Consider the following 6,927-nt stretch of genomic DNA (forward strand, 5'->3'; position numbering starts at 1 on the left):
AGAGGGGGAGCCTGACGTGGCTAGCGTGGAGGACCGGTGGTGGAGCCGGGATGCAGCCGGCCGGCGGGTCCGCACCGAGCGGTACGGCACCGGGCTGCGCTGGCGTGCCACCTGGCACGAGGACGGAGGAGCCCGGCGCCGTCGGTCGTTCCCGACGAAGGACGCCGCTCAGGCGCACCTGGAGGACGTCGGCGCCAGCCAGCGCGCCGGGACGTACGTCTCGCCGGACCGCGGCGCTATCACCGTGGCCGAGATGGCGGAGCGCTGGTACCGCGCGCAGGTGCACCAGCGCGCCAGCTCGCTCGAGGCCGTGCGCCGGCGCCTCGACCGCACGGTCCTGCCGACGCTGGGCTCCGGGACGCTCGCGGACCTCGACCGCTCGGCGGTGCAGGACGCCGTCACCGAGTGGTCCACGCGGCTGGCGCCCGGGACCGTGCGCAACGCCTACGTGTACCTGGCGGGCGTCTGCTCGCTGGCGGTGGAGGAGCGGCGCATCGTGTCCACACCGTGCCGGCGGATCAACCTCCCGCCCGACGCCGAGAAGCTCATCGACCCGCTCCCGATCGGCAAGGTGCAGGACCTGGTGGACGCGCTGTGGGTGCCATACCGGCCGATGGCCGCCCTGATCGTCGCGTCCGGGGTCCGGCCCGGGGAGGCCCGCGGCCTGACGGGGGACCGGGTCGTTCCGATCGAGGGCGGGGCGCGCGTGCGGATCGACCGGCAGATGGTGTCCCGGAACTCCTGCCGACCCGAGTGGGGGCCGTTGAAGACGCCGGCGTCGTACCGGACCCTGTCGATCGGGGCGGTGGCTCTGGAGCAGCTCGGACCACTGGACGACGGTCTCGTCCTGACGACGGGGCAGGGGCGGGTGATCACCCGCGGCATGGCGTCGAGCGCATGGCGCGCCGCCGCGGCGAAGGTCGGGCTGCCGACTGGTTCCGGTTGGCACGACCTGCGGCACTTCCACGCCTCGAAGCTCATCGCCGGCGGCTCGTCCCCGCGCGCCGTCGCGTCCCGGCTGGGGCACAAGGATCCGACGGAGACCCTGCGCACGTACGCGCACCTGTGGCCGGACGACGACGACCGGATGCGCGACGCCACGGACGGGCTGATCGTCCTGCCGGACGCGGCGTAGCCCCCGAGCAGCCCCCGGCGCCGCGTTTCTGCAGTTCAAAGGCGTTGCTGCCGCAACCCGGCGTACCGGCCAGCTCATCCGCGCACGAGGACGCCCCGGCCACGTCGGCCGGGGCTTCGTCGTCCCCGGGGGGATGGCGCACGTCCGTCCGGGCCCGCCGGGCACGACCTCGGGCGCCGCCGGCCGAGCGCCCCTACCCTGGACGGGAACAGACCGACGGAGGGGGCCCGTCATGTCCGAGGCACGTTTCAGGATGACCCGGCTCGCGGTCGACGAGGCCGCGGACAGCCGCAGTCTCGCCGAGCTCGCGGAGCGGCTCACGCGCGACCCGACCGCGCACTACCAGGGCGCGGTGCCGGCGGAGGTGGGCGCGGTGGTGCACGGCGTGCTGACGTGGGGAGCGCGGCCCGGCTCGCCGCGCGAGCACCACGCGGCGGTCAAGGTCGAGCGCCTGGCCTGACGGCCCTACCCGCAGCCCCCGCGCCGGGGCTGCGCGTCCACGTGCGCGGTTCCCGCGTCGAGGTCGACCGGCGGGGCGCCGTCACCCGCGTCCTGCCGGTCGTGCCGCCTGCGCTGCTGCTCCTCGGTGGTGTGCGTCCGGCTCGGCTGGAACACGTCGATCAGCTCGGCGACCATCCCGCTGCCGCCCGCCGCACCCCCGCGGTTCCGAGGACGGCGCGACCGGGTCGGTTCCCGGAGGTCGAGCAACCCCCACGCCACGAGGCGGTCCAGCAGGACGAGGAGCCCGACGACCACGACCAGTGCGATCACCCACCCGGCGACGTCCACGCCGTCCAGTGTCCCGCGCCCCGTCAACCCCTGGCCCCGCGACGGCCCCTACCCGCAGCCCCGGCGCCGGACGTCGGCGGCGGGCAGCCAGACGGCGCCCGTCATGACCCGCAGGTCCGCCACCCGCACCCGGACCAGGGCGGCGGTCCACTCGACGGCCACGGTGTCGAGCGGCTCCGGTCCGGTCTCCCAGCGCAGGGTGGCCGTGACCGGGATCGGGCGCTCGACGTCGTGGTGCACGCCGGGCGGGACCGGCCGCGCGTTCAGCAGCGGGACGGCCGCGCGCAGCCGGGACAGGCCGCCCGGGACCGTCTGCGCGAGGTTCACGACGGCAGTGTGCGCCGCCGGCCTCGCGGTCGCGCGGTCGGCGGCGGGTGATGTCACCCACGGCCGGGCCGGGCGCGAGAATGGCCCGCGTGCAGCACGACGTGACCGTCCGCCCGATGACCGCCGCGCACGCCGCGGGGGTGCTGGCCGTGTTCGCCGAGGGGATCGCGACCGGCCACGCGACGTTCGAGAGCTCGGCGCCGGACTGGGCCGCGTTCGACGCCTCCCACCTGCCGGACCACCGGTTCGTGGCGCTCGGCGGCGCCGAACCTGCAGACGATGCGGGGTTCCGCGCCCGGGAACCCCGCATCGTCCGCAATCTCGGCGGGGTCGAAGCGCGGGGAGGTGCGGCGGGCGCGGGCGCGGGCACGGGCGTGGCGGGCGCGGGTCGCGGGGCGGTGGTGCTCGGGTGGGTCGCCGCGTCGCCGGTGTCGCGACGGGCGGTGTACGCCGGGGTGGTCGAGGCGTCGCTGTACGTCGCCGGCGCCGCGCGGGGCCGGGGGGTCGGGCGGGCGCTGATGGCGGCGCTGCTGGACTCCGCCGCCGCGGGCGGGGTGTGGACGGTGCAGTCGTCGGTGTTCCCGGAGAACGCCGGCAGCCTGGCCCTGCACGCCGCCGCGGGGTTCCGGGTGGTCGGCACGCGGGAGCGGATCGCCCGCATGACGTACGGCCCGCTCGCGGGCGAGTGGCGGGACGTGGTGCTGCTGGAGCGCCGCCTCTGACACGGCGCGACGACCGAGGCCACGGACCTAGGTCCTGGTCAGCAGCCCGTGGAGGCCCCACCCTGGGATGCGGGGGCTGGGGACGACGGCCCCCGAGCACGAGCCAGGGGGGCCCGGATGACTCGGCGACGCCTGCCCCGGATCGCCGCGCTGAGCGGCCCGGAGGCCGCCTACGCGCAGCACGTCGAGGTGCACTCGCCGGTGTCGGCGGGCCCGGCCGCGCTCACCTGGACGCTGACGCTCGTCGCCGCCGACGGCAGCCCGCTGGCGGAGAGCCGGACGACGTCGCCCGACTTCCCGGTCCCGCTCGCCGACATCGCCCAGGTGCACCTGGACGTCGTGGGGCTGGTGCAGACGGGGGAGTGGGAGCCCGTCGCGACGGTCGACGGCGGCGCCCGGTTCCGCGCCGCCGTGCACGCGACGCCCCCGCCCGACTAGCCCCGGCCGGAGCGGCCCCCACCGGACGAGCCCCCGCCCCCGGACGGCACGACGCCCCGCCCCGGGTGCCCGGGACGGGGCGTGGTCGGCGCGGAGGCTCAGTGCTTGAACGCGTCCTTGACCTTCTCGCCGGCGCCCTTGATGTCCGCCTTCGACTGGTCGGCGCGACCCTCGGCCTCGAGGCTCTCGTCGTCCGAGGCGCGCCCGGTGGTCTCCTTGACCTTGCCCGCGGCCTTCTCGGCAGCGTTCGAGATCTTGTCGTCGAGTCCCATACGTCCTCCTTCTCGGACCGGTACGTCGTGCTCACGACGCTATGCCCGCTCGCGCGGGTCCGCATCCGGAGGGACCGGGCCGGGCGGGGCGAACGCCCAGGTCAGGCGGACGCGTCCTCCGCGGGGTCCGCGGCCAGCAGGGCGGCGAGCTCCGACGGGGTCGACCGGAGCAGGCAGAACTCGTTGCCCTCGGGGTCCGCGAGGACGTGCCAGGTGGCGTCCGGACCCTGCCCGACGTCGACCCGCACCGCCCCGAGCCGGAGCAGCCGCTCGAGCTCGGTGGCCTGGTCGGAGCCGTCGGGCGGCCGCACGTCGACGTGCAGCCGGTTCTTCACGCGCTTGGCGTCCGGCACCCGGAGGAACAGCCACGGGGTGGCGACGACGCCGGGCGGCGGCTCGAGGTCCACCTCGTCCTCGTCCTCCTCGACGACGCGCCAGCCGAGGACGTCGGCCCACCACCGGGCGAGCGACGAGGGGTCGTGCGAGTCGACGCACAGCTGCGCCACGGCGAGTCCCATGGCGCGACGGTAGGGCGCTGCGGCGCGACGCACCAGCCCCCCGGGGGGTGCGGACCGGGCCCGGCGGCGGCTGACCGCGCGCCGGGCCCGGCCGTCAGTCGCCCTTGACGCCCGCGACCGGCGTGCCGGCCCGGGCCGCCAGCGCCGCGGCGCCGACGATGCCCGCGGCGTTCCGCAGCTGCGCGGGCACGATCGGCGCGCGCAGGTGCAGCAGCGGGAGGAACTTCTCGTGGTGCTTGGAGACGCCGCCGCCGACGACGATGAGGTCCGGCCAGAACAGGTCCTCGATGACACCGAAGTACCGCTGCAGCCGCTCGGCCCACTGCGGGAAGTCGAGGTCGTCGCGCTCCCGGGCGGAGTCGGCGGCGCGGGACTCGGCGTCGTGGCCGTCGATCTCGAGGTGGCCGAGCTCGAGGTTCGGCACGAGGACCCCGTCGGCGACGATGGCGGTGCCGATGCCGGTGCCGAGCGTGCAGATGAACGTGACGCCCGAGGTGGACCGCGCGGCGCCGTACAGCGTCTCGGCGTACCCGGCGGCGTCGGCGTCGTTGACCGCGAGGACCGGCCGGCCCAGCGCGTCGCCGAGCACGTGCTCGATGTTGGTGCCGATCCAGGACCCGTCGACGTTCGCGGCGGAGCGCGCCACGCCGTGCTGGACGACCGCGGGGAACGTCACGCCGATCGCGGCGTCCTCGGGCAGGTCGAACCGCCCGACCAGCTCGACCACCGTCTCCGCGACCGCGGACGGGGTGGCGGGCTGCGGGGTGGGGATGCGGACGCGCTCGGCCGCGAACTCGCCCGTGGCGAGGTCGACGGGCGCACCCTTGATGCCGGACCCGCCGATGTCGATGCCGAACGCCGTCGTCGCGTTCTTGCCGTGGTGGTTGTTCATGGGAGTGTGAGGATCTCCGCTCCGGTGTCGGTGACCAGCAGGGTGTGCTCGAACTGCGCGCTGCGGCGCAGGTCCGCGGTGACCACGGTCCACCCGTCGTCCCACGTCGTCCAGTCGGCGGTGCCCAGGTTGAGCATCGGCTCGATCGTGAACACCATCCCGGGCTCGATGACCCGGTCGTACAGCGGCGCCGCGTCGTAGTGCGGGATGACCAGCCCGGTGTGGAACGCCTCGCCGACGCCGTGGCCGGTGTAGTCGCGCACCACGCCGTAGCCGAACCGCGCGGCGTACTTCTCGATGACCCGGCCGATGACGTTGACCTCGCGGCCGGGCCTGACGGCCTTGATCGCGCGGGCCAGCGCCTCCTGCGTGCGCTCGACCAGCAGCCGCGACTCCTCGTCGACGTCCCCGACCAGGAAGGTCGCGTTGTTGTCGCCGTGCACGCCGTCGACGTAGGCGGTGATGTCGAGGTTCACGATGTCGCCGTCCTGGAGGACGGTCGAGTCGGGGATGCCGTGGCAGACGACCTCGTTGACCGAGGTGCACACGGACTTCGGGAAGCCGCGGTAGCCGAGGGTCGAGGGGTACGCGTGGTGGTCGACGAGGAACTCGTGGCCGATGCGGTCGAGCTCGTCGGTGGTGACGCCGGGGGCGACGTGCCGGCCGACCTCCTGCAGCGCCTGGGCCGCGATCCGCGCGGCCACCCGGATGCGCTCGACGACCTCGGGGGCCACCACGTCGCTGCCGGTGTACGGGGTCGGCGCGGGCCGGTCGACGTACTCGGGGCGGGGGATCGAGGCGGGGACCGGTCGCCGGGGGCTCACGGTGCCCGGGACGAGCGCCGGCCTCGGCGCGTGCACGGACGTCATGCCTGGCAGTCTACGAAGGAGGGGCCCGGACCGGAGAGCCGGAGGGCCCAGGACGAGGGAGGGTGCCGTGGCCGACGAGTTCTACTACAACACCGAGACCGGGCAGGTCGAGCAGGGCAAGCAGTCGACCTGGTCGCACCTCATGGGCCCGTACCCGACGCGCGAGGCGGCGCAGCACGCGCTGGACAAGGCCCGTGCCCGCACCGAGGCGTGGGACGAGGAGGACCGCCGGGACCGCTGAGCCCCGCGCCGCGCCTCCCGGGCCCCGCGTCCGACCCCGGTCAGCCGGCCGGGGTCTCGCCGCGCAGCCGGGCGGCCACCTCGGCGACCGTCTCGGGCGAGCCCACGATCTCGAAGTGCATCTCGTCCCGCCGGCCGTCGAAGTCGCCGCCCCAGGCGACTGCGGGTGCGACCTCGGCGAGGATCGAGCGGATCGCCGCGACCTGGTCGTCCGTGTACGTGTCCCGGGCGCCCAGCGGGTGCTCGGTGGCGTTCAGGTCGATCGACGTGCCCGAGGCGTGGTTCGACAGCCCGTCGCCGGCCTCGTCCTCCTCGCCGCGGACGGTGCGGTAGCCCCAGCCCCAGGAGCTGTCGACGTCCACCGGCTCGACCTCGGCGTCGAACCGCGCTGCCACGTGCTCCAGGAGGTACCGGACGTCGCCCCCGCGGAGCCGCCCGGTCACCCACGGCGACACCTCCAGCAGCGGGTCGGCGCCGTCGTCGAACGCGGGCCAGCAGTTCTGCGACGTCGTGGCGTCCGGGACGCACGAGTCCGGGACCTCGGCGACGACGGGGGGCGGCACGGCCGCGTCCGCCGGGCCGCCGAGCAGCCGGACCACCGCGACGACGAGGACCACCACCAGGGTGACGGCGAGGGCGGCGGCGGTGCCGAGGACGACGACGCCGCGGCGGGTCAGGCGCAGGCGCGGCTGCCGGGCGGGCTGGCGCCGCGGCCCGCGCGGGGC

General features: G+C 75.7%; 12 protein-coding genes. 5 read left to right on the forward strand and 7 right to left on the reverse strand.

Going from position 1 to position 6,927, the window contains the following annotated elements; translation table 11 throughout:
• Positions 1 to 16 precede the first annotated feature (16 nt).
• On the forward strand, positions 17 to 1,135 hold the full coding sequence (locus FA014_RS02080; RefSeq protein WP_154728056.1) for a tyrosine-type recombinase/integrase: 1,119 nt from the start codon (positions 17 to 19) through the stop codon (positions 1,133 to 1,135).
• A gap of 232 nt (positions 1,136 to 1,367) precedes the next feature.
• Positions 1,368 to 1,595, forward strand: coding sequence for a hypothetical protein (locus FA014_RS02085; protein WP_154728057.1), 228 nt, complete (start codon positions 1,368 to 1,370; stop codon positions 1,593 to 1,595).
• A 5-nt stretch (positions 1,596 to 1,600) separates the two neighbouring features.
• Here FA014_RS02085 and FA014_RS02090 read toward each other — a convergent pair whose 3' ends face one another.
• Both FA014_RS02090 and FA014_RS02095 read right to left on the reverse strand, forming a co-directional pair.
• The gene (locus FA014_RS02090) at positions 1,601 to 1,924 is read right to left on the reverse strand and encodes a DUF6191 domain-containing protein (RefSeq protein ID WP_154728058.1); all 324 of its coding nucleotides are present in this window, start codon (positions 1,922 to 1,924) and stop codon (positions 1,601 to 1,603) included.
• A 48-nt stretch (positions 1,925 to 1,972) separates the two neighbouring features.
• Complete coding sequence (locus FA014_RS02095; protein ID WP_154728059.1) at positions 1,973 to 2,251, reverse strand: hypothetical protein; 279 nt, start codon at positions 2,249 to 2,251, stop codon at positions 1,973 to 1,975.
• Between the two features lie 89 nt (positions 2,252 to 2,340).
• On the opposite strand from FA014_RS02095, the gene FA014_RS02100 reads away from it, so the two are divergent.
• Both FA014_RS02100 and FA014_RS02105 read left to right on the forward strand, forming a co-directional pair.
• Positions 2,341 to 2,973: a GNAT family N-acetyltransferase gene (locus tag FA014_RS02100; protein ID WP_419178359.1), complete on the forward strand. Its 633-nt coding sequence runs from the start codon at positions 2,341 to 2,343 to the stop codon at positions 2,971 to 2,973.
• Positions 2,974 to 3,090: 117 nt separating this feature from the next.
• Positions 3,091 to 3,411, forward strand: coding sequence for a hypothetical protein (locus tag FA014_RS02105; RefSeq protein WP_154728060.1), 321 nt, complete (start codon positions 3,091 to 3,093; stop codon positions 3,409 to 3,411).
• A gap of 98 nt (positions 3,412 to 3,509) precedes the next feature.
• Here FA014_RS02105 and FA014_RS02110 read toward each other — a convergent pair whose 3' ends face one another.
• The 4 genes from FA014_RS02110 to map all read right to left on the reverse strand — a co-directional run bounded on the left by FA014_RS02110 (position 3,510) and on the right by map (position 5,962).
• Entirely contained in the window at positions 3,510 to 3,683 is a 174-nt protein-coding gene (locus FA014_RS02110) for a CsbD family protein (RefSeq protein ID WP_154728061.1), read from the reverse strand.
• A 101-nt stretch (positions 3,684 to 3,784) separates the two neighbouring features.
• Positions 3,785 to 4,201: a VOC family protein gene (locus FA014_RS02115; RefSeq protein WP_154728062.1), complete on the reverse strand. Its 417-nt coding sequence runs from the start codon at positions 4,199 to 4,201 to the stop codon at positions 3,785 to 3,787.
• A gap of 94 nt (positions 4,202 to 4,295) precedes the next feature.
• The gene (ppgK, locus tag FA014_RS02120) at positions 4,296 to 5,093 is read right to left on the reverse strand and encodes a polyphosphate--glucose phosphotransferase (RefSeq protein ID WP_154728063.1); all 798 of its coding nucleotides are present in this window, start codon (positions 5,091 to 5,093) and stop codon (positions 4,296 to 4,298) included.
• The gene (map, locus tag FA014_RS02125) at positions 5,090 to 5,962 is read right to left on the reverse strand and encodes a type I methionyl aminopeptidase (protein WP_419178360.1); all 873 of its coding nucleotides are present in this window, start codon (positions 5,960 to 5,962) and stop codon (positions 5,090 to 5,092) included. The genes ppgK and map overlap by 4 nt, the downstream gene beginning before the upstream one ends.
• Before the next feature lie 67 nt (positions 5,963 to 6,029).
• On the opposite strand from map, the gene FA014_RS02130 reads away from it, so the two are divergent.
• Positions 6,030 to 6,203, forward strand: a complete 174-nt coding sequence (locus FA014_RS02130) for an SPOR domain-containing protein (protein ID WP_154728065.1) — start codon at positions 6,030 to 6,032, stop codon at positions 6,201 to 6,203.
• Between the two features lie 40 nt (positions 6,204 to 6,243).
• Here the strand turns inward: FA014_RS02130 and FA014_RS02135 are convergent.
• The coding region (locus FA014_RS02135; protein ID WP_195969123.1) for a M15 family metallopeptidase at positions 6,244 to 6,927 on the reverse strand (684 nt) is incomplete at its 5' end.

The sequence above is a fragment of the Cellulomonas hominis genome, from assembly GCF_005239125.1.
GTDB classification, from domain to species: Bacteria; Actinomycetota; Actinomycetes; order Actinomycetales; family Cellulomonadaceae; genus Cellulomonas; species Cellulomonas hominis_A.

Bases quoted from the DNA above. Each gene is read 5' to 3' on its own strand.
- FA014_RS02085 (WP_154728057.1), top strand. From the start codon at position 1,368: ATGTCCGAGGCACGTTTCAGGATGACCCGGCTCGCGGTCGACGAGGCC.
- FA014_RS02105 (WP_154728060.1), top strand. From the start codon at position 3,091: ATGACTCGGCGACGCCTGCCCCGGATCGCCGCGCTGAGCGGCCCGGAG.
- FA014_RS02110 (WP_154728061.1), bottom strand. From the start codon at position 3,683: ATGGGACTCGACGACAAGATCTCGAACGCTGCCGAGAAGGCCGCGGGC.
- FA014_RS02115 (WP_154728062.1), bottom strand. From the start codon at position 4,201: ATGGGACTCGCCGTGGCGCAGCTGTGCGTCGACTCGCACGACCCCTCG.
- ppgK (WP_154728063.1), bottom strand. From the start codon at position 5,093: ATGAACAACCACCACGGCAAGAACGCGACGACGGCGTTCGGCATCGAC.
- map (WP_419178360.1), bottom strand. From the start codon at position 5,962: ATGACGTCCGTGCACGCGCCGAGGCCGGCGCTCGTCCCGGGCACCGTG.